Annotated in this window: 13 protein-coding genes; 2 read left to right on the top strand and 11 right to left on the bottom strand. The window is 71.5% G+C overall.

Going from position 1 to position 19,978, the window contains the following annotated elements:
• The 5 genes from V5F49_RS11265 to V5F49_RS11245 all read right to left on the bottom strand — a co-directional run bounded on the left by V5F49_RS11265 (position 1) and on the right by V5F49_RS11245 (position 6,998).
• Complete coding sequence (locus V5F49_RS11265) at positions 1-1,335, bottom strand: putative bifunctional diguanylate cyclase/phosphodiesterase (RefSeq protein ID WP_394115713.1); 1,335 nt, start codon at positions 1,333-1,335, stop codon at positions 1-3.
• 189 nt (positions 1,336-1,524) lie between these two features.
• Positions 1,525-4,242: a bifunctional acetate--CoA ligase family protein/GNAT family N-acetyltransferase gene (locus tag V5F49_RS11260; RefSeq protein WP_394115714.1), complete on the bottom strand. Its 2,718-nt coding sequence runs from the start codon at positions 4,240-4,242 to the stop codon at positions 1,525-1,527.
• Positions 4,243-4,358: 116 nt separating this feature from the next.
• Positions 4,359-4,748, bottom strand: coding sequence for a response regulator transcription factor (locus tag V5F49_RS11255; RefSeq protein ID WP_394115715.1), 390 nt, complete (start codon positions 4,746-4,748; stop codon positions 4,359-4,361).
• A gap of 107 nt (positions 4,749-4,855) precedes the next feature.
• Positions 4,856-5,497, bottom strand: a complete 642-nt coding sequence (fixJ, locus tag V5F49_RS11250; protein ID WP_394115716.1) for a response regulator FixJ — start codon at positions 5,495-5,497, stop codon at positions 4,856-4,858.
• On the bottom strand, positions 5,490-6,998 hold the full coding sequence (locus V5F49_RS11245) for a PAS domain S-box protein (protein WP_394115717.1): 1,509 nt from the start codon (positions 6,996-6,998) through the stop codon (positions 5,490-5,492). The genes fixJ and V5F49_RS11245 overlap by 8 nt, the downstream gene beginning before the upstream one ends.
• 141 nt (positions 6,999-7,139) lie before the next feature.
• Between V5F49_RS11245 and V5F49_RS11240 the strand changes: the two genes are divergently transcribed.
• Positions 7,140-7,850 carry a helix-turn-helix domain-containing protein gene (locus V5F49_RS11240; protein ID WP_394115718.1) on the top strand — a complete coding sequence of 237 codons (711 nt, stop codon included), beginning with the start codon at positions 7,140-7,142 and terminating at the stop codon, positions 7,848-7,850.
• Positions 7,851-8,071: 221 nt separating this feature from the next.
• On the opposite strand, the gene hemN is transcribed toward V5F49_RS11240, so the two are convergent.
• The 6 genes from hemN to V5F49_RS11210 all read right to left on the bottom strand — a co-directional run bounded on the left by hemN (position 8,072) and on the right by V5F49_RS11210 (position 17,495).
• Positions 8,072-9,499 carry an oxygen-independent coproporphyrinogen III oxidase gene (gene hemN / locus V5F49_RS11235; RefSeq protein WP_394115719.1) on the bottom strand — a complete coding sequence of 476 codons (1,428 nt, stop codon included), beginning with the start codon at positions 9,497-9,499 and terminating at the stop codon, positions 8,072-8,074.
• Positions 9,500-9,580: 81 nt separating this feature from the next.
• The gene (locus V5F49_RS11230) at positions 9,581-13,057 is read right to left on the bottom strand and encodes a bacteriophage N4 adsorption protein A (RefSeq protein ID WP_394115720.1); all 3,477 of its coding nucleotides are present in this window, start codon (positions 13,055-13,057) and stop codon (positions 9,581-9,583) included.
• A 178-nt stretch (positions 13,058-13,235) separates the two neighbouring features.
• On the bottom strand, positions 13,236-14,237 hold the full coding sequence (locus V5F49_RS11225; RefSeq protein ID WP_394115721.1) for an alginate O-acetyltransferase AlgX-related protein: 1,002 nt from the start codon (positions 14,235-14,237) through the stop codon (positions 13,236-13,238).
• Entirely contained in the window at positions 14,234-15,322 is a 1,089-nt protein-coding gene (locus tag V5F49_RS11220) for an alginate O-acetyltransferase AlgX-related protein (RefSeq protein ID WP_394115722.1), read from the bottom strand. The genes V5F49_RS11225 and V5F49_RS11220 overlap by 4 nt, the downstream gene beginning before the upstream one ends.
• A 6-nt stretch (positions 15,323-15,328) precedes the next feature.
• Complete coding sequence (locus V5F49_RS11215) at positions 15,329-16,714, bottom strand: MBOAT family O-acyltransferase (RefSeq protein ID WP_394115723.1); 1,386 nt, start codon at positions 16,712-16,714, stop codon at positions 15,329-15,331.
• A 22-nt stretch (positions 16,715-16,736) separates the two neighbouring features.
• Positions 16,737-17,495: an alginate O-acetyltransferase AlgF gene (locus tag V5F49_RS11210; RefSeq protein ID WP_394115724.1), complete on the bottom strand. Its 759-nt coding sequence runs from the start codon at positions 17,493-17,495 to the stop codon at positions 16,737-16,739.
• Positions 17,496-17,753: 258 nt separating this feature from the next.
• Between V5F49_RS11210 and V5F49_RS11205 the strand changes: the two genes are divergently transcribed.
• Positions 17,754-19,940 carry a CHASE2 domain-containing protein gene (locus V5F49_RS11205; protein ID WP_394115725.1) on the top strand — a complete coding sequence of 729 codons (2,187 nt, stop codon included), beginning with the start codon at positions 17,754-17,756 and terminating at the stop codon, positions 19,938-19,940.
• Positions 19,941-19,978: the final 38 nt, after the last annotated feature.

The raw sequence follows: 19,978 nt of genomic DNA, 5'->3' as shown, positions 1-19,978 counted from the left end.
TCAACTCGCCAGCCGGCGCTCCGCCACGAAGGCGAGCAGCGCCTCCTCGGTCATGGGGCGGCCGAGATAGAAGCCCTGCACCTCATCGCAGGAATCGGCGGTGAGCACGGCGAGCTGGCTCTCGGTCTCCACCCCCTCCGCCACCACCTGCATGCCCAGCGCCCGGCCGAGGCCGAGGATGGCCTGCACGATGGCGAGCGCGCCCTTGGAGTTGTCGAGGTCGCCGACGAACCGGCGGTCGATCTTCAGGGCGTCGAACGGGAAGGTCCGCAGGTAGCCGAGCGAGGAATAGCCGGTCCCGAAATCGTCCATGGACAGGCGCACGCCGATCTTCTTGAGGTTGGAGAGGATGTCGAGCGCCTTGTCGGTGTTCTCGATCAGCACGCTCTCGGTCACCTCCAGCTCCAGCCGGTGGGCCGGGAGCGCGGTGGCGGCGAGCACGGATTCCACCATGTCCACCAGCTCGCCGTCGCGGAACTGGACCACCGAGACGTTCACCGAGACGTTGAGCCCCGAGATCCGCGCGATGGTGGCGCACGCCTTGCGCATCACCCATTCGCCGATCGGCACCACGAGGCCGCTCTTCTCCGCCACCGGCACGAACTCGTCCGGCACCAGCAGGCCGAGCCGCGGGTGATTCCAGCGGATGAGGGCCTCCACCCCCAGCAGCTCCAGCGTGCGCGCATCGCAGCGCGGCTGGAACATGAGCACGAACTCGTCGCCGGCGATGGCGCGGCGCAGGTCGCTTTCCAGCGTGCGACGGCTGGCCTGGCCGTCGTTCATGCCGGTGGCGAAGTAGCAGCAGGCGCCGGGTCCCTCGCGGCGGGCGGCCTCCAGCGCCATCTCGGCGCAGCGGACCAGCGCCTCGGCCTCGTCGGCATCCAGCGGCGCCACCGCGATGCCGATGCTGGCCTGCGGATAGGCGACCGCGCCGGACGGCAGGGGAACGGGTCCGCCCAGCGCCGCCTGCAGCCGGCGTCCGAGCCCGTCGATGCCGCTGGCATCGGCGAGGCCGGTGGCCACCAGGGCGAAGGTGTTGGGCCCGGCCCGCGCCACCATGTCATGGTCGCGCACGCAGCGGCGGATGCGACGCGCGGTCTCGGCGAGGATGAGGTCGCCCGCCGTGGCGCCGTAGGTGTCGTTGAGCTGGCTGAAATTGTCGAGCGCGAAGCAGAATACGGCGAGCGCGCGCCGGCCCTCCTGCGGCGCACTGAGGGCGCCGGCCAGGAATTCCGTCATCAGCAGCCGGTTGGGCAGGCTGGTCACCGGGTCGTGCAGCGCAAGATATTCCGACGTCCAGGGGCCGTGAGCTGCTTCGTTGGCGTCGCTCACCATTCCGAAGTGCCGCTTCTTCTCATATCGTCCGCGCGCCGGCCTCGGCAAGCCGCAGCCGTCGGCGTCGTTCTTGTCTCCATCCCACCACCCGGGCCGGCGCGGTTCGCCGGGCCTGCGTCCGGAATCTCGCCATGGTGATACCTGCCCGCCCGAGAGGCAATAGCCATATCGCGTTGACCGCGCGCCCCGTCAAGCCGGAGCGGGGGCCGTTTCCGGAGGCGTCGCCGGCGCCCGGGCCGTGGCGGCGAGATCGATCACCACCCGCATCACGGTGGGGTCCTCGCTGTTCGAGACCTTGAATCCCAGGTCCTCGGCGAGGTGGAGCATGGGCCCGTTCTCGCGCAGCACGTCGCCGAACACCTTGCGCAGGCCGCGCCGGCGGGCGTAGTCGAGGATCTGGGTCATTAGCTGGTAGCCCAGTGCCTTGCCCTTCATGTCCGAGCGCACCATGACGGCGTACTCGGCCTCCTCGTTGTCGGGATCGGCGATGATGCGCACCACGCCGCAGATCTCGCCCGAGTCCTCCACCGCCACCAGCGCCATCTCGCGGTCATAGTCGATCTGCGACAGGCGGGCGGCCATGAGGTGGGGGAAGTCCTTCACCGAGCCGAGGAAGCGCATGCGCACGTCCTGCGGATCGGAGCGGTGGACGATGTCCACGAGGCCGGGCTCGTCCTCCGGACGGATCGGCCGCAGGATGACGCTGGAGCCGTCGGTCAGCGCCAGCTCGGTGGCGTCGTCCGCCGGATAGGGCTTGATCGCGAAGCGGTGGGTACCCTCCACCCGCGTCTCATGCACCACGATGCGGGCGTCGAGCGCAATCACCCCGTTCTCGTCGGCGAGCAGGGGGTTGATGTCGAGCTCGGCGATCTGCGGCAGGTCAGCCAGCAGCTCGGCGATCTTCACCAGCGTGCCCGCCACCGCGGTCATGTCGGCGGGAGGATGGTCGCGATAACCGGCGAGCAGGCGCGAGACGCGGGTGCGCTCGATCATCTCGCGGGCCAGCACGCCGTTGAGCGGCGGCAGCGCCACCGCCCGGTCGCCGATCACCTCCACCGCCGTGCCGCCCTGGCCGAACAGCACCACCGGGCCGAAGGTCTTGTCGTAGGCGATGCCGGCGATCAGCTCCTGCGCGTTGGGGCGGCGCACCATGGCCTGCACGGTGAAGCCCTGGATGCGCGCATCCGGCCGCTTCTCCGCCACCGAGGCGATGATGGCGCGGCACGCCTCCTCCACCGCCGCCGGGGAGCGCAGGTCGAGCCGCACGCCGCCCACGTCGGACTTGTGGGTGAGGTCGTGGGACAGCACCTTCACCACCACCGGGCAGCCGATGCAAGCGGCGAGCGCGCCGGCCTCCTCGGGGGTGGTGGCGATGCGGGTGTCCACCACCGGAATGTCATAGGCCGCGAGCACCGCCTTGGCCTCCACCTCGGTGAGGGCGCTGCGGCCTTCCGCCAGCACCTTCTCCACCAGCGTGCGGGCCTTCTGCCGGTCCGGCTCGTCGAAGGTGCGGGCCGGGGGCGTCTCCATCAGCAGGGTCTGGTTGCGCTGGTAGGAGACGAGATGGCCGAACGCGCGCACCGCCTCGTCGGGGGTCTCGTAGGTGGGGATGCGGCGGGCGGCGAAGCGACGCCGGGCGCCGGCCGCGGCGGTCTCACCCAGCCAGCAGGTGAGCACCGGGGCGCGCGAGCGGGTCTCCAGCACGGCCATCACCGCGTCCGCCGCCTGCCCGCTGTCGGCGAGGGCGGTCGGGGTGTTGAGCACCAGCACCGCATCCGAGCCCTTGTCCGCCAGAAGCAGCTTCAGCGTCTCGCCGTAGCGCGCGCCGTTGGCGTCGCCGGTGAGAATGACGGGATTGGAGCGCGAACCGGTGACCGGAACCACCTTGGCCAGCGCCTCCGTGGTCTCGGGGGTGAGGGTGGCGAGGCGGCCCGCCGCCGTCTCCACCGCGTCCACCGCCATCACCGCCGCGCCGCCGCCATTGCTGAGCACCGCGAGCCGGTCGCCAGTGAGGCGGATGCCGGCGGACAGGGTCGACACCGCCTCGAACAGCTCGCGCAGCTCGTGCACGCGCAGCATGCCGGCGCGGCGGAACGCGGCGTCATAGACGAGATCGCTGCCGGCGAGCACGCCGGTGTGGGACATGGCCGCCCGCTCGCCCGCCGCGCCGCGTCCCGCCTTGATGACGATGACCGGCTTGGCGCGGGCGGCGATGCGCCCGGCCGACATGAACTTGCGCGCGTCCTTCACGTGCTCGACGTAGAGCAGGATGGCGCGGGTGGTGTTGTCGAGGGCGAGATAGTCGAGCAGGTCGCCGAAATCCACGTCCGCGCTGTCGCCCAGCGACACCACGTGGGAGAAGCCGAAGCCGCGGGCGTGCGCCCAGTCCAGCACCGCCGCCGTCATGGCGCGGGACTGGCTGACGAACGCCACGTCGCCCTTGGCCGGCATCAGGTGGGCGAGACTGGCGTTGATGTTGGCGCGCGGCGAGATGAAGCCGAGCCCGTTGGGCCCGAGGATGCGCAGCAGGTGCGGGCGCGCCGCGTCGAGCACCGCCTGGCGCTGCTCCGGCTTGTCGATGCGGTCGTTCGGCCCGTAGCCCGCCGGCAGGATCACCGCGGCGCGACATCCCTTTTCGCCCAGCTGGGCGATGGCCTGCGGCACGCTGTCGGGCGCCGCGGCGATCACGGCGAGATCCACCGCGATGGGCAGGTCCGCCACCGAGGCGTAGTTCAGCGAGGAGCGGATGGCCCGCTCCTTGGGATTGACCGTGAGGATGGGGCCGTTGAACCCCGCCTCGAACAGGTTACGCGCCACCACGGCGCCGATGGTGTCGGGCCGGTTGCTGGCGCCCACCAGGGCGACGGAGGCGGGATGGAAGAGGGCGTCGAGATTGCGCGTGGTCATGGGCGGCCTCGCTGCTGCGGCGTCCGGCGCAGTCTAGCGCCGGACGATGACAAGTTGGGCCCGGAAACGAGAGGGAAGAAGACGAAGTGACGACGCAGCGGCGTCGCACCGCAGGCTCAGCAGGGTCGGAAGCGCGCGAAGCTGTCCCGAACCGCCTCGCTCAGCTGGTTGCCCAGCAGCGGCTTCTCGATGATGGCGACGCCCTGCGCCGTTGCGCGGCGGCGGACGTTGAGGGTGGGATTGGAGGTAATCAGAAACGCCGGCAGGTGAACGTCGCGCCGGTCGAGCTCCGTGAGGAGGTCGAGGCCGTTCAGGCCGGGTAGATTGTAGTCCACGATCATGCAGCCCTTGCGGGAGAGATCCGCCTCGAGCACCTCCTCCGAGCGCGCATAGGTCCGCACGCTGAAGCCATCGACCTCCAGCGCGAACTTCAGCGAGCTGCAGACGGCCGGATCATCATCCACCACATGGACGACGAAAGGCGGCGCCTCTTCGGACACGATCATCCCTGAATTCCTCCCACGACCCGTTCGTGGGTCCACGTGGTCGGTCAGACTTAAGTTAGGGCGCGATGGGGGTGGATGGCCTTGAGTTAGATCAAGCCCGACGCCGCTCAGGCCGCGCCGGGGGTGATGCCGGACAGGAGCGCCATGCGCACCAGCTCCGACAGGCTCTGTGCCTTCATCTTGGTCATCACGTTTGCGCGGTATACCTCTACCGTGCGAGGACTGATGCCCAGCTCATAGGCGATGGTCTTGTTGGCCTGACCGGCGACCAGGCACTCCAGCACCTGGCGCTCGCGCTGGGACAAGGCGGCGATGCGGTCCGCCACCTGCTCGCGCAGCGCATCCTGCTGGCTGGACCGCTGGCGCAGCGCCAGCGCGGACTTCACCGTGTCCAGGATGGCCACGTCGTCGAACGGCTTCTCCAGGAAGTCGGCGGCGCCGAGCTTCATGGCCTCCACCGCCAGCGGCACGTCGCCATGGCCGGTGACCACCACCACGGGCACGGTGGAGCCCTTCTCCTTCAGGAGGCGCAACAGGTCGATGCCGGTCATGTCCGGCATGCGCACATCGGTGATGATGCAGGCCGCATCCGGATCGGCGGCCGGCAGGCCGGCCTCCAGGAAGTGGCGCGCCGACGGGTGCTCGTGAACCGTGTGGCCGGCGGTGGCCAGAAGGAAGGCGAGCGACTGGCGCACGGCCTCGTCGTCGTCGATGACGTGGATCACCGCGGACATCCCTGCCTCAGTCATTCAGCGTCGCTTCCTCTCCCACCGCGCGCAGCGTGAACCGGAACACGGCGCCTCCCTGCGGGTTCGGCTCCGCCCAGATGCGGCCGCCGTGGGCCTCGATGATGGTGCGGGAGATGGACAGGCCAACCCCCATGCCGTGGCGCTTGGTCGTGACGAACGGCGTGAACAACTGTGGCGCGAACTCGGCCGAGATGCCATGCCCCGTGTCCGAGACGCTCACCATCACCATGTCGTCCTCCGCCGCCTCGGACTTCACCAGAAGCTGGCGCCGGGGCGCCTCCATCATTGCCTCCAGGGCGTTGCGCATCAAGTTCAGCAATACCTGCTGCACCTGCACCTTGTCGGCGAGCACGAGGTCGCACTTGGGATCGTACTGGAAGCGCACCTGGATGCCGTGCTCCTTGGCGCCCACCAGCGCCAGCGCGCTTGCCTCCTCCACCAGCTTGGAGAGGCTCTCCACCCGCCGCTCGCTCTCCCCGCGGGAGACGAAATCGCGCAGGCGGCGGATGATCTGGCCGGCACGCAGCGCCTGCTCGCCCGCCTTCTCCAGCGCCCCCTGCAGCATCTCCACCTTCACCGTCCCCGAATCGAGCAGGCGGCGCGAGCCCTTGATGTAGTTGGCGATGGCGGACAACGGCTGGTTCAGCTCGTGGGCGAGGGTGGAGGCCATCTCGCCCATGGCGGTGAGGCGGGAGATGTGGACCAGCTCGGCCTGCAGCTCCTGCAGGCGGGCCTCGGTCTCCTGCCGCTCGGTGAGGTCGCGGATGAAGCCGGTGAAGAAGCGCTCGGAGGCGGAGCGCATCTCGCCCACCGCCAGCTCCATGGGGAAGGTGGTGCCGTCCTTGCGCTCGCCCACCACCACCCGGCCGATGCCGATGATGCGGCGTTCGCCGGTGACAAGATACCGCATGATATAGCCGTCATGCGCCTCCCGGTGGGGCGAGGGCATCAGGACGGCGACATTCTTCCCCACCGCCTCGGCCGCGGTGTAGCCGAACAGGCGCTCGGCGGCGCTGGAGAAGGAGCGCATGATGCCGCGCTCATCGATCACCACCATGGCGTCGGGCACGGTGTCGAGGATGGAGGAGAGGTGCGCCTCGCGGGCGAGCAGGTCGCGATTGCGCGCGGCGGCGTCGAGCCGGGTCCGCCGCAGCCGCTCGCCCAGCACCGCGATGCCGAGCCCGACAGCAAGAAACAGCCCCAGCGCCGCGAGATCCGCCCCGCCCGGGCCGGGCGCGCCGCGCAGGAAGCCAAGCGCGGTGCCTGCCACGAGGCTGGTGGCGAGGGCGGCGCCGCCGGCGGAGAGCCCGCGCGCGCTCACCAGCATCACCGCCGCCAGCTGCAGCATGAGCCCCTCGGCGCGGAACGGCGCGAGGCCCACGGCGGCGCACAGGGCGGACGCCAGCAGCGCCGCGAGAACGCCGCCCGCCACGTCGCGCCAGTCCGCCCGCCCGCGCGCGGCGGCGGGGCGCGCCGGCGCGCCCGTGTCCTCGGGTTGCATCACGTTCCTGCCCGCCTCGCTCACCGCCTTGCCCGGCCTCCGTAAGACTACTTAAGGGCCCCGACTTAAGTGTTCGATCCGAATTTTTCCGGCGCCCACCGCCGGTTATCCCTTTCTCAACCTGGATGGAAGGGTCAACCGATGCCGAGCCCCGCTGCAGCGATCGCCCAAAAGGCCTATGGCCACCCCATGACCGCCCGCTGGAGCGAGGAGACGACCGAGGCCCGCCGCCCGGTGGACGTGGTCGCCCGTCTCGGCGTGGTGACGACCTATCCTCGCAACGCCGAGATCTTCGGCGAGGATCAGGCGGCCGAGCATCTCTACATCGTCCTGTCCGGCGCGGTGCGCATCTGCAAGCTGCTCGGTGACGGCCGCCGCCAGATCGAGACCTTCTGCCTCGCCGGCGACGTGTTCGGCTGGGAAACCGCGCCCCGCCACCGCTTCTCCGCCGAGGCGGTGAGCGAGTGCAAGGTGGTGCGGGTGAAGCGGACCATCCTGTTCTCCCGCGCCGCCGACGATGCCGAGCTGGCGCACGCCCTGTGGGCCCTGACCGCCGCCGAGCTCGGCCGCGCGCAGGATCACCTGCTGGTGCTGGGCCGCAAGACTGCGCAGGAGCGCGTCGCCACCTTCCTGCTGGACATGGCCAACCGCTCCGGCAACAGCCAGGCGACCGGCGGCATCGAGGTGACGCTGCCCATGTCGCGCCAGGACATCGCCGATTTCCTCGGCCTCACCATCGAGACCGTGTCGCGCACCCTGACCCATCTGGAAGAGATCTCCGCCATCGCCCTCCCCTCCTCGCGCCGCATCCTTCTGCGTGACGGGGCCGCGCTGAAGCGTCTCAATTCCTGAGTGTTTCCCCCGGCGTGCCGCGGCTGTCCGTCCGCGGTGCTCCCTCTCGGCCTGCGTTGTACCGCCCTCGGGCGGTCTGGCGCGGGCCTTTTCTTTTTCCGGCACCGGGGCCGGTTCGTTCGAGGACGCCAGGGAAGATCACGCGCAGCGCCCGAGGGGTCTGCCCCGGTCCCCCGCAGGCCGGGACAGGCCCCTCGGGCGCTTGCACATGTGCCGCGCCGTCACACGGCGGCGGCGTGGCGCTTCTGCTGCGGCGCCTCGGCCCGGCTGGCGGCGAGGCGGGCGTCGAACACCGCGCACACGACCCGCGTGAAGGGCCGCGCGGGTTCGGGGATCTCCACCACCGCGCCATGATGCAGCGCCAGCCCGTCGGCGATCAGCGGCTCCAGCGCCGCGAGCTCGTCCGCGAAGGTGCCGCGCGGAAAGCCGAAGCGGGCGCAGGCGGCATCGAGGTCCACCGCGAGGTCGCACATGAGCCGCTCGATGACGTGGCGGCGCAGCCGGTCCTCCGGCGTCAGGGCGATGCCGCGGGCGATGGGAAGCGTCCCGGCCTCGACCGCCTTGTGCCACTGGGGCGTCGCCGGCAGGTTCTGCACATAGCCTTGCGGCAGCGCGCCGATGGCGGAGGCGCCGAAGCCGATCAGCACCGGAGCGTCGTCCGTGGTGTAGCCCTGGAAATTGCGCTTCAGCGTGCCTTCGGCCGCCCGCTTGGCCATGGGGTCGCTTGCCCGGGCGAAATGGTCGAGCCCCACGGGCATGTAGCCGTGCCCGGCGAGGATGTCGCTCACCAGCTCCGCCTGCTCCAGCCGCTCCAGCGCGCCGGGGAGCGCCGCCTCGGGGATGAGCGCCTGGTGCTTCTTCATCCACGGCACATGGGCATAGCCGAACACGGCGATGCGGTCGGGATCGAGGCCCAGCGCCTCCTCCACCGTGCGGCGGACGCAGGCGGCGTCCTGGTGGGGCAGGCCATACATGAGGTCGAGGTTGATGGCGCTGATGCCGGCGGCGCGCAGGTCGTCGGCCACGGCCTGGGTTTCGGCGTAGGACTGGTGGCGGCCGATGGCCTCCTGCACCGCCGGATTGAAATCCTGCACCCCGAGGCTGGCGCGGTTGAAGCCCTCGCGGGCCAGCACCGCCACCTTGGCCGCGTCCATGGTGCGCGGATCGATCTCGATGGCCACCTCCGCATCGGCGGCGAAGGCGAACGCCTCGCGCAGCGCGCCCATGACGGCGGCGAAGTCCTCGTCCGCCAGCATGGTGGGCGTGCCGCCGCCGAAATGCAGGTGCGAGAGCGCGGGCCGGCCCGGCAGATGGGCCGCCACCATACGGATCTCGTCCACCAGCCGCTCGGCATAGGCCTTCACCGGCGCGCGGGTGCGCGCCACCGCGGTCTGGCAGCCGCAATAGAGGCACAGCTCGGCGCAGAACGGCACGTGGACATAGACCGACACCGCCGCATCGCGCGGCACGCCGGCGAGCCAGGAGGCGTAGGTCGATGCATCCACCGCCGGCGAGAAGTGCGGGGCGGTGGGATAGCTGGTGTAGCGCGGCACCGGCTGACCGTAGCGCGCCAGCAAAGCGGCGCGGTCGAGCAAGGACGCGGCAAAGGGCGCGGAATGGGGAAGGGGGCAGGTCGCGGGGCAGCTCATGGGCCGCACCCTGCGTCGCAACCCGTTCGGGCGCCTTGATTTGGCGCAAGAGGGAGCGGGGCGCGCCGGCGCCCCGCCTGCTCAGTAGGACAGGAAGGCGCCGGCGAAGATGCCCTCGGCCCGGTCGTCGCCCGCCAGCTTGAAGCGGTATTGCAGCGTCAGGTCGAGATAGGAGCGCGGCGCCGTGTATTCGTCCTCGTTGAACCAGTAGCGCAGGGTCATGCCCGGCCCGGCGCCGAGGGCGAAGGGGGTGGCGTAGCCCGTGTCGTAGCCGCCGCCGATGGCGAGGTACGGCCACAGCACCAGCCGGTCGGAGAGCGCGTCCAGCCGGAAGGCGTGGCCGTAGCGCGCCTCGAAGGTGGCCACCGTCTGCGGCTCCATCACGAAGTAGTTGTAGTCCGCGTAGATCTGCCAGGCGCGCCAGTTGTCCACGTCCACCCGAAGATCGGTGCCCTCGGCCTTGGAATAGGCGGCGCGCAGCAGCACGTCGTCGCGCGAGAACTGGCCCACCGGGAACAGGTAGGAGACCTCGAACACCAGATTCTCGGTCTTCAGCGGCTTCCAGCGCGCGCCGACGCTGCCCTGGATGGTGTCGACGCCGGTGGGGCCGCCGCCTTCGTCGTAGAGCGTGCCGAAGCCGCGCACGAACAGCTCGAAGATGGAGCCGTCGCGATAGCCGATGCCGGGCGGGCGCCAGTAGATCTCGCCGCCCGCCCCGACCGTGCGGTTCGCGCCGGGCGTCGGCGGCACCAGATAGGAGCCGGGGGCGACGCCCACCGGGCCGTAGGTGACCGAGGCATAGGCGCCCCACGTGCGCGTCAGCTCCGCCACCTCGCGCCTCAGGCCGAAGACATATTGCGGATCAAGCGGCAGCTTGCCCTCGCGGTTCTCGTCGATGGCGGCCTTGAAGTAGTCCACCGCCTCGGCGTTGTGATAGGTGCGCCGGGCGTTGTAGCCGGCGTTCACCAGATTGGTGCCGCGCAGCTGCATGCGGCTGTTGGCTTCCGAGAAGTAGTCGTAGGCGAGCTCGTCCTCGCCGGCCTGGCTGGCCATCACCGCGAGGTCCACCGGCTTCATGCCGCGCAGGGCGCCGCTGGTGTAGGCGGCGAGGAACAGCTGGCGCGCCTCCTCCTGCCGGCCGAGCTGGGAGAGAAGGCCGATGCGGGCGGTGAGCATGGCGCGCCGCTCCTCGCCGCTGCGGGCCTGTCCGGCGGCGATGGTGAAGGCCTGGAGCGCGGCCTCCTTGTCGCCGAGGGCGAGATAGGCGAAGCCGAGGCGCGCCTGCACCTCGTAGCTGGCCTCCCCGGCATAGGGCTCGAGCGCCGACAGCGCCAGCTCCGGCTGCTTGGCCGAGAGCGCGGCATCCGCCAGCGACAGGCGCACGATGCGCACCTGCGCGGCCGGCAGTCCGCGGGCGCCGAGCGCTGCCCGGTAATCGCGGATGGCGCCTCCGAAATCCTTCGCCTGCATGCGCAGATTGGCGCGCTGCACCAGCAGCGTCGCGTCGCGCGGGTTGCCGGCCAGCAGCCGGGTCGCCAGCGCTTCCGCCTCGCCGTAGCGGCCGGCGGAGGTGAGGGCGTTCAGCAGCAGCACCTGATAGCTGACGTTGCCGGGCTCGGCATCCACCGCGCGGCGGGCCTCGGCGATGGTGGTGGCATAGTCGCGCCGGGCGAAGGCGGCATAGGCCGCGCTCGCCGCCGCATAGCCGGGGGCGGCCGGGTTGAGCCCGGCGCCGGCCATCTGCATGGTCTGGCCGGCGAACACCGAGCAGATGACGCCGTAGCTGGTGGGCTGGCACAGCACCGCCGGCGCCACCAGCGCGGGGCGGGTGCCGCCCGGCGTCTTCACCAGCGCCTCCGCCTGCTTGCGCAGGGGCGCCACCTCCTTGTTGCGGGCAGCGTCCAGCGGCTCCAGCAGCTTCAGCGCATCGTGCGCCTGCCCCGCGGCCAGCGCCGCATTGGCGGCGATGAGGCGATAGTTCAGGTCCTCAAGGTCGGTCAGCACGTTGCTGGCGAGGGCGATGTCGAACTCGCGCACCGCATCGTCGCGCTGGCCCAGCTTCTGCAGCAGCCAGCCGCGCAGCACATGGGGCAGCGGCTCGCGCGGATTGTCGGCGACGGCGCCCGCCGCGGCCGTCTCCGCCTCGCGCGTCTGGCCGGCGGCCATCAGCGCATGGATGAGGACGATGCGGAACACCATGGCATCCGGAGCGCGCTCCACCGCCTGCCGGGCGAGGGCGACCGCCGCCGGCGCCTTGCCGCGACCGATCTCCTTGATGGCCTGTTCCGCCAGAGGCTCGGCGAGGCGCTTCTCGTTGGCGGCGCGCAGGGCGACCAGCGTCGGGTCGGCATCGCCCTGCTGGATGGCGTCGCGCACCGCGACGTCGAGGTCCTTGTACTTCTTGGCGCGCTCCAGCGTGTCCACCAGCAGGCGACGCCAGGCGGCGTTGCCGGGGTTCTCCTTCAGCGCCTCGCGGATGCGGGTCTCGGCCAGCGCGTCATTGCCCTCGCGATAGGCGTTGAACGCCTCCAGCGCGGCGTCGTAGCCGGGGGTGTCGCTCACCCCGCCGCCGGGGGGCGTGGTGGCGGGCACGAGGCTGCAGGACGGGCCATAGGGCGTGTCCACGCACTTCTGGTAGGGCACCGGCAGGGTCTGGAACGCCTTGTCCGGCACGATCTTCGGATTCTTCTCCTGGGCCCGGGCGACGCGCAGGCGCGCGCCCACCGCCGCATCGGCCGGCTGCACCGGCTCCAGCAGCTTGATGGCCCGCTGCGGGTGGCCGGCGGCGATGGCGGCATCCGCCATCACCAGCCGCACGTCGCGCGCCGTGGGGCCGGAGAGCACCTCATCCTTCAGGGCGGCGTCGAAATCCTGCTCCGCCTCGGCGGTGCGGCCCTGCCGCTGGCGCAGGTAGCCACGCATGGTGCGCGGGAGGAAGGACTGCGGGTCCACCTCCAGCGCCTCGCCCGCCGCCTTCTCGGCAGCGTCGATCTGGCCGTCGGCGATGAGGGCGTAGACCAGCAGCATGCGGTAGCTGAGATCGTCCGGCACCAGCGCGATGGCCTTGCGGGCGTAATCGATGGCGGCCTTGGGATTGGCCGCTTCCAGCGCCTTGTTGGCGGCGAGCGAGGGCGCCTGCGCCAGCAGCTTGCTCTGCGCCCTCAGGCGGGCGGTGAGGGTCTGGTCCTTGATGCCGGCGGCGAGGGCCTCGTTGCCGACGGCGACCGCCTCCGCCGTCTTGCCCTGCGCCTCCAGCGCATCCATCAGCAGCAGCCAGAGGCGCGGCACGTCGGGGCGCAGCTTCAGCGCCTCGCGGGCGTAGGTGACGGTCTCGGAATACTTCTTCTCGCGCTGGGCCACATAGGCCCGGTCGGCGGCGGCCCAGGCGGCGCCGGTGAGCTCGGGCGGCTCGGCGCGGGCGCTTCCCGCGCCCTGCAGGGTGAGCGCGCTGACCGAGACCGCGAGCATCAGCCCGAGGGCGATGCGCGCGAGGACGCGGGGGCGGCCCCGCGGGGCAGCGGGAGACTGAGGCGGGGGAAAGTGGATCGCGACGGTCATGCCACGACCGTCGCAGGGATTACTTAAATGGCGGTTAACCTTAACCCTTGTGGTAAATGAAAATTTTCGCTTAAGGATTGATTTACTTTATCGTCAGCTTTTCAGGATCGCCACCCTCAAGGAATTCGCGGGCCGGGAGAAAAGTGTTCACCCGGCCCAGCGGTCGTTAACCTTGCATTTACTTCCGCACGGCGGCCAGCATGCGGTCGCGCCAGGTCTGGGCGCTCATCAGCGAGGGTGCATCCCACTGGTCGGCGGCCTGCGGGCCGCTGTGGAAGGGGCCCTCGTTGAACTGCCACACCACCACCTGCGGCGGGGTCTTGGCGAAGTCGGGGGAGCCCACATACTGCAGGAAGGTCTGCCACGGCCCCACGTTGCCCGGGTTCCAGGTGAGCGACACCGGCCGGTCGAGGGCATTGGACAGCTTCTGCGGGAAGCCGAGATAGGGCTGGACGAAGCTGTTGCCCACCACATGCACCGGCGCCGGCCCGCCATCCAGCAGGCCCGCCTTCGCCGCCGGCGGGGTGCGCACGGTGTAGAGGTCGGGCCCCACCTGCTTCTGCTGGTCGGGGGTGAGGAAGCGCTCGGCGAGGTCGCCGAGATGGCGCTGGGTGACCCATTCGCCCAGCTTGTCGCCGCCGGGCGCCCCCGCGAGCTTCGGCACCTTGGCGCGGATCGCCTGCGCCACCGCATCCGCCGCCGCCTCGGCGGCCCAGGCGGTCCAGTGATAATCGGCGCGGTAGAAGCTGGTCTGCCGGCCCACCTGCACCGCCTTCAGCACCGGGCGCAGGTCCACCGTGTCGATGCCGGCCTTCTTCAGCTCGCCGAGAATCAGGTCGTACTGGCTGGCCACGTCGGCGGAGACGCGGGTGCCGTCGGGCAGCCTGTCGCCGTAGAAGGTGGCCTTCAGCGGCACCACCATGGTGACGAGGGTGATGCCGCGCGCCGCCAGCGCGGTCTTCGCCTCGGCAAGCAGGGCCACGTTGGCGGCGATGCCGGCGCGGTCGAGGGTAACGAGGCTCTCCCAGCCGGGGAACAGCCAGCCGTCGCGGCCGATGACGATGGCGGTGCCGCCCGGCGCCTGCGCGGCGGCAGGCAGCGGCGCCGCCAGCGCGGCGAGGCCGGCCAGGGCGAGCCCCGCGGCAGCGCGGCGGAAGCGGGCGAAGGGGCGCTCAATCATCGAGTGTCTCCCGGTGTCTGGCCGCCGAGGTGGCGGCGCTCGGCCTCGGTCAAAGGCAGGGTGAGGGCGCGGACGGGGAACTCCCATACCACGAGCTTGACGCCCTCGGGCAGGCGCTCCCCGGCGTCCAGCACGTCGAGCAGCGATCCGGCAAAGCCCGAGCCCTCGCGGCTCTTTTGCGCCACCTCGCGGCCGAGCGCGGCCTGAAGCTGCTCGAGGAAGCCGGAGTTGAGGGAATAGGACGAGCCGGCAAGCAGGACCGCCGGCGCCGCCACGTCGTCCAGCAGGCCGCCGGAGCGGGCGATGCTGGCGGAGACCGGCGCGACCCGGTCCGGCTCGGGTCCGGACCATGGCCAGGAGCGGGCGAGACCGGCGAGGCGCATGAGGTCGCCGGGGCGCAGCTCGGGCGCGCCGGTGCTGAGCGTCACCCGCGTCTCCCCGGGGCCGATGCGGCGGGTGATCGCCTGCGCGAGCCGGCCGGCGGCGAAGCCCGCGCCGGCCACGTTCCAGTGGGTGTCGGTGCGCAGCACCGCATCAGCCGGCCAGCCGGCGGCGATGTCCACCTGATCGAGCCCCAGCGGCGCGCTCGCGGCCGCCCAGTCGGCCCGCCGGGTGCGGGCCTGCGGCGACACGTCCTGCCCGCACAGGGCGCGGGCGGCCAGCTCCGCCTTGTCGGGCACCGGCAGCACCACCAGCGCGACGCCCCGCGCGGCCATGGCCTCGCGGATGCGCCCGGCGAGGCGCGCGCGGGCCGCAAGGTTTGCGGCGCCACCCTTCACCTCCGTCAGCTCCTCGGCGAGGAACAGCCAGCCCGGACAGCCGGCGCGCACCTGCGCCCCCGCATCGCCGAGCAGGCGATATGAAAGGCCCGAGGACAGGTCATCCAGCGCCGGCGTCTTCGGCAGCGCCGCCACCACCGACTTGTCCAGCCTCGCGGTGAAGCGGCCATCCAGCAGGTTGGCGGGCGTGAAGGCGCCGCCGAGGCCGGTGTCGTCCCGCGCGAGGTGCGCGGCGACGAAGCCGAGGCCCGTCAGCATGAGGGCGAGGAAGGCGAGGGTTGCGAGGGTGCGGGCGAGCTTCGTCATGGCCGCTCAGAACTGGAAATAGAGGAAGGGCACGACGATCCGCCCCTGAAGCACATAGACCGCGAACAGGAACAGCGGCAGCGCCGTCCACGCCCTGAGCGCATGCCCGGGATTGGGGGCGGAGGGGTCGATGCGCACGAGCTTCGGCAGATAGATGAGGCCGATGCCGAGAATGAGGATCGCGATCTCCAGCGGCCGGATCGCCGCGCCCATGGCATCCGAGAGCGCGCCCCCGTTGGCCCCGGACAGGCCGGAGAAGATCACGCCCGCCTCCTCCCAGCTCTGGGCGCGGAACAGCGCCCAGCCCACCAGCACGAAGGCGAGGGTGAGGATGTGGCCCGCCAGCGCCCCGGTGCCGGGCAGGCCGAAATGCTTCCACAGGCGCCCCACCATCAGGCCGAAGCCGTGCCACAGGCCCCAGGCGAGAAAGGTCCAGCTGGCCCCGTGCCACAGGCCGCCGAGGCCCATGGTGACGAGCAGGTTCATGGATACCCGCCCGGCCGAGCCGCGGTTTCCGCCCAGCGGGATGTAGAGATAGTCCCTGAGCCAGGTGGAGAGGGAGATGTGCCAGCGCCGCCAGAAGTCAGAGAGGGACGTGGCGAGATACGGATTGTCGAAGTTCTCGGGGAACTTCAGCCCCACCATCAGGCCGAGCCCGATGGCCATGGCGCTGTAACCGGAAAAGTCGAAATAGAGCTGCAGCGCGTAGCCCACCACGCACAGCGCCACGTCCACCGTGGTCGGCTCGGCCAGCGCGTAGCCGGCATCCACCAGCGGGGCCAGCGTGTCGGCGATCAGCACCTTCTGGGCGAAGCCGAGCATGAAGCGCTCCACCCCGAACATGAATTCGGCGCGGTGGAAGGTGCGCGCCTTCAGCCGCTGCGCCACCCACTCGTAGCGCACCACCGGGCCCGCCACGAGGTGGCCGAACATGGACTGGTAGGTGGCGTAGTTCACGAACGAGGGCTCGGCCTTCACCGTGCGCGTGAACACGTCGGCGGAATAGGAGATGGCGCCGAACACGAAGAAGCTGAGGCCGATGGGGAGCAGCACGTCCTGCCAGCCGGCCACCGGCGCGCCGAGCGCATCGGCCGAATGCACCAGCAGGTTGGCGTACTTGAACCAGACGAGGGCGGCGAGCGGCCACGCGATGCCGAAGACGAGCGCCCGCCGCCGCGCCGGCCCCTCCGCCCGCGCGATCCACAGGCCCGTGGCCCACGACCACACGGCGATGGAGACGATGAGCGGCAGGAAATCCGCCCGCCACCACGCGTAGAACAGCCAGGAGAAGGCGAGGATGGCGAAATTGCGCGCCACCCCCGGCGTCAGCGCGTAGACGATGAGGAACACCGGCAGGAACAGGAACAGGAAGCTGTCGGAGGCGAAGACCATGGGGCGGTGCGTCCGGGCCGGATCAGTTGGCGGGGCCGCGATACGGCTCCGTCTCGTCGCGCTGGCCGGTCAGAACCGGGCCGGCGGCGCCGGGCACGAGGAACAGGCTGTAATGGTCCCCGGCCTTCAGCGGCGGCAGGGTGAGCGGCGGCGCGGCGGCCTCCCCGCAGCGGGCCGAGAGCTTCGCCTCGATGGGATTGATGGCGCGCTGGCGGGTGTCGTTGGTGGCCACGGCGTCGAACACGGTGGGGCCGCCATCGGCCACCGCCACCGCGCCGGCGCAGCCCGGCACCAGATTGTAGAAGCGCAGCTGCGCCTTCAGGTCGTTGCGGCCCTCGGTGGGGTCGGTGATCACCACCGCCGGGCCGGACGGCGGCACCACGACCGTGGAGAAGGCATCTGCCGCCGGCACGATGGCGCCGGGCGCGGAGGCGCCGCCCACGGTGACGGCGAGCGGCGCGCCGCCCTTCACCACGCGGTAGATGGTGGCGGTGTCGCCCTGCGCCACCGGCGCGGGCGCGGCTGTGCCGATGCCGATCGCCGCGCCGGGCCGGGCGAGCGCAACCACCCGCACATAGGCCGAGCCGGCAGGCGGCTTCGGCGCGTAGAGCCGTGTCAGCTCCTGCGCCACGGCGGGAGAGGCGGCCCCCGCGGCCACGGCGCCCGCGACCACGACGGCCGTCAGCGCGAGCCGCGCTCCGCGGCCCGCCCTGGCGAGCCGGAAGACGGCGGCGGTCGGGCGCGCGGCAGGCACGCTCGTCGGTCGCTGGAATGCGGGCATGGCGCGAACCCCGGATGCGGCGTCCGGACCCTGGGTCCGGACCTGGATGGAACGACTGTTAGGGCGCTCGCCCTCCGGCGACAATGCAGCCTCCGGTCTGTGTTTCTGGTTAAGGTTACGCGGGGCTGCCGTGGCGGCACAATAGCGCGGGCGGTCGCGCGCAGCGTGCATCCGCCGGCCCGTGCGTGAAGCGGTACCCATCCTTCCCCGAAATGCTCTAGGCTGGGCGGCGTTTGACGCAATGGAACGCGCCGCCACATGTGGTCTCGCCTCTACTGGCTCGCCGTGGGCGGCCCGCTCGCCGCCGGCCTCGTCGTCATGGGGGCGGACCCCGGCCCGCTGGCCGACGCGCGCAACCGCCTGTTCGATCTCTACCAGCGCGCCGCGCCCCGCGCCTACGAGCCGGAGCTGCCGGTGCGGGTGGTGGACGTGGACGAGGCCTCCCTCGCCCGCATCGGCCAGTGGCCCTGGCCGCGCGCCACGGTCGCGCGGCTGGTGGAACGGCTGAACGGCCTCGGCGCCGGCGCCATCGCCTTCGACATGGTGTTCTCCGAACCGGACCGGCTCGATCCGGCGGCCGTGGTCCCCCTGCTGCCCGAGGCGGTGCGCGGCGAGGTGGAGGCGGCGCTGGCGGGCCAGCCCGGCACCGACGCGCAACTGGCGGCGGCGCTTTCCGCCAGCCCTTCCGTGCTCGGCGCGGTGCTGACCGGCGCGAAGACCGGCGGCGCCTATCCCGCCAAATGGGGGCTGGCGAGCGCGGGCGACGACCCGCTCGCCTTCGTGCCGCGCTTCTCCGGCGCGGTGGCGCCGTTGCCGGCGCTGGCGGCGGCGGCGCAGGGCATCGGCGCGCTCAACTGGCTGCCCGACCGCGACCAGGTGGTGCGGCGCGTGCCGATCCTGCTCGGGCTCGACGGCAAGCTCGTCCCCGGCCTCGCGGCGGAGGCGCTCCGGGTGGCGCAGGGGGCGAGCACCTATGTGGTGAAGGCCTCCAACGCCAGCGGCAACGAGGCGTTCGGCGCCCGCACCGGCATCACCGCCATCCGCATCGGCGCGGTGGAGGTGCCCACCGACGGCATGGGCGAGGTGCGCGTGCGCTTCACCCCCACCGATCCCCGCCGCTTCCTCTCCGCCGCCGCCGTGCTGGACGGCACCGTGGCGAAGGAGGAGGTGGAAGGGCGCATCATCCTTGTCGGCACCAGCGCGGCCGGCCTCATGGACACCCGGGCAACCCCGCTCGATGCCGCCGTTCCGGGCGTGGAGGTGCAGGCGCAGCTGATCGAGCACATCGTCGCCGGCGCCAATCTGGTGCGGCCGGACTGGGCGCGCGGAGCGGAGATGGTGCTCGCGGCCGTGCTCGGCCTCGCTTTGGCGCTGGTGCTGCCCCGCGTCTCGGCGCTGGCGGCGGGCATCGCCGGCGCGCTGGTGCTGGGCGCGCTGGCGGCGGGGGCGTGGCTCGCCTTCACCCGGCTCGACCTGCTGCTGGACCCCATGGGCCCCGGCGCGGCGGTGCTGGGCGTGTACATCATGGGCGTGCTCGCGCTTTACCGCGACGAGCAGCAGCAGAAGAAATGGGTGCGCTCGGTGTTCGGCCGCTTCGTCAGCCCCAAGGTGGTGGAACGCCTCGCCGAGCATCCCGAGCGGCTGGTGCTGGGCGGGGAGACGCGCGAGATCACCATCCTGTTCTGCGACCTGCGCGACTTCACCTCGCTCTCGGAGACCATGGACGCGCAGGCGCTCACCCGCTTCATGAACGCCTATCTGACGCCCATGACCGAGGTGGTGCTGGCCCACGGCGGCACCATCGACAAGTACATCGGCGACGCGATCATGGCCTTCTGGAACGCGCCCATGGACGATGCCGCCCACGCGCGCAACGCCGCCTTGTGCGCGCTCGCCATGTCGCGGCGGCTCGATGCCCTCAACGAGACCTGGCGGGCCGAGGCGGAAGCGGCGGGACGGCCGTTCGCGCCGGTGCGCTGCGGCATCGGCCTTGCCACCGGGCCGTGCTGCGTGGGCAACCTCGGCTCGGACCAGCGGCTCGAATATTCCTGCCTCGGCGACGACGTGAACCTCGCCTCGCGCATCGAGGGCGCCACCAAGTCGATGCGGGTGGACATCCTCGTCTCCGAGGCGACGCGGGAGGCCGCTTCCGATCTCGCCTTCCTGGAGGCGGACCTGCTCATGCTGAAGGGCAAGTCGCGCGCGAGCCAGCTCTACCTGCTGGCGGGGGACGAGACGTTCGCCGGCTCCGCGGCGTTCGACATCTTGCGCGCGCGGCACGATGCTCTGATGGCTGCCTACGGAACCGGTGGCTTCGGCGAGGCGCTGCCGCTGGCCGAGGCGCTCGCGGCAGAGGCCCCGGCCCGGCTCGGGCGCTTCTACGGACTCTATGCCGAGAGGTGCCAAGGTGCCTCCACCGAGCCGGCGGCGGCCGGACCGGCATGAAGGCGGAACGCCGCTTCCTCCCGCACCGCTTGCCAAGC

This window comes from Xanthobacter lutulentifluminis (assembly GCF_043194675.2).
Classification (GTDB): Bacteria; Pseudomonadota; Alphaproteobacteria; order Rhizobiales; family Xanthobacteraceae; genus Xanthobacter.
This window is presented reverse-complemented; position numbering and strand designations above follow the sequence as displayed.

Bases quoted from the DNA above. Each gene is read 5' to 3' on its own strand.
- V5F49_RS11240 (WP_394115718.1), top strand. From the start codon at position 7,140: ATGCCGAGCCCCGCTGCAGCGATCGCCCAAAAGGCCTATGGCCACCCC.
- fixJ (WP_394115716.1), bottom strand. From the start codon at position 5,497: ATGACTGAGGCAGGGATGTCCGCGGTGATCCACGTCATCGACGACGAC.
- V5F49_RS11260 (WP_394115714.1), bottom strand. From the start codon at position 4,242: ATGACCACGCGCAATCTCGACGCCCTCTTCCATCCCGCCTCCGTCGCC.
- V5F49_RS11205 (WP_394115725.1), top strand. From the start codon at position 17,754: ATGTGGTCTCGCCTCTACTGGCTCGCCGTGGGCGGCCCGCTCGCCGCC.
- V5F49_RS11245 (WP_394115717.1), bottom strand. From the start codon at position 6,998: ATGCAACCCGAGGACACGGGCGCGCCGGCGCGCCCCGCCGCCGCGCGC.
- V5F49_RS11225 (WP_394115721.1), bottom strand. From the start codon at position 14,237: ATGATTGAGCGCCCCTTCGCCCGCTTCCGCCGCGCTGCCGCGGGGCTC.
- V5F49_RS11215 (WP_394115723.1), bottom strand. From the start codon at position 16,714: ATGGTCTTCGCCTCCGACAGCTTCCTGTTCCTGTTCCTGCCGGTGTTC.
- V5F49_RS11230 (WP_394115720.1), bottom strand. From the start codon at position 13,057: ATGACCGTCGCGATCCACTTTCCCCCGCCTCAGTCTCCCGCTGCCCCG.
- V5F49_RS11210 (WP_394115724.1), bottom strand. From the start codon at position 17,495: ATGCCCGCATTCCAGCGACCGACGAGCGTGCCTGCCGCGCGCCCGACC.
- V5F49_RS11265 (WP_394115713.1), bottom strand. From the start codon at position 1,335: ATGGTGAGCGACGCCAACGAAGCAGCTCACGGCCCCTGGACGTCGGAA.
- V5F49_RS11220 (WP_394115722.1), bottom strand. From the start codon at position 15,322: ATGACGAAGCTCGCCCGCACCCTCGCAACCCTCGCCTTCCTCGCCCTC.
- V5F49_RS11255 (WP_394115715.1), bottom strand. From the start codon at position 4,748: ATGATCGTGTCCGAAGAGGCGCCGCCTTTCGTCGTCCATGTGGTGGAT.
- hemN (WP_394115719.1), bottom strand. From the start codon at position 9,499: ATGAGCTGCCCCGCGACCTGCCCCCTTCCCCATTCCGCGCCCTTTGCC.